Below are 752 nucleotides of genomic sequence, written 5' to 3' on the forward strand. Positions count from 1 at the left end.
CTGCTCCTTCAGCGTGAGGACCTGCGCAACCGCATGATCCGCCTGTTCGGGTCGAGCGACCTGCATCGCACCACCGTGGCGATGGATGACGCGGCCGGTCGTCTCGGCACCTACTTTCTCGCCCAGCTCGGCATGAACGCCGCCTTCGGCGTCATCGTCGGCGTCGGCCTCTGGTTCATCGGCGTCCCCAACCCGATCCTGTGGGGCGTGTTCTCGGCCCTGATGCGCTTCGTCCCCTACATCGGGGCCTTCATCTCAGGCATCCTCCCCGTGGCTCTGGCCGCGGCGGTCGATCCGGGCTGGTCGATGGTGATCGCGACTGCGGCCCTGTTCCTGATCGCCGAGCCAATCTTCGGGCAGGTGATCGAGCCGCTTCTCTACGGGCATTCGACCGGTCTTTCGCCGTTCGCCGTGATCGTCTCGACCCTGTTCTGGGGCTTCCTGTGGGGGCCCATCGGCCTGATCCTGGCGACCCCGTTCACGGTATGCCTCGTCGTCCTCGGCCGCCACGTCGACAGCCTGGAGTTCCTAGACATCCTGCTCGGCGACCGGCCCCCGCTGACCCCGGTGGAGAACTTCTACCAGCGCATGCTCGCGGGCGATCCGGACGAGGCGCGTGACCTGGGCGAGGCGATGCTGAAGGAGAGGTCGTTATCGTCGTACTACGACGAGGTGGCGCTCAAGGGCCTGCAGCTCGCCGCCAACGACTACGCCCGCGGAGTCGTCACACCTGTCCAACTGGAGAACATCCG

Annotated in this window: 1 protein-coding gene; it reads left to right on the forward strand. The window is 66.4% G+C overall.

The genetic code is table 11. The features are described 5' to 3' along the window. A partial coding sequence (locus MKK64_RS24960) for an AI-2E family transporter (RefSeq protein ID WP_243938264.1) occupies nucleotides 1-752 on the forward strand: 752 nt, incomplete at both ends.

The sequence above is a fragment of the Methylobacterium sp. E-025 genome (genome assembly GCF_022829705.1).
In the GTDB taxonomy this organism is placed as follows: Bacteria; Pseudomonadota; Alphaproteobacteria; order Rhizobiales; family Beijerinckiaceae; genus Methylobacterium.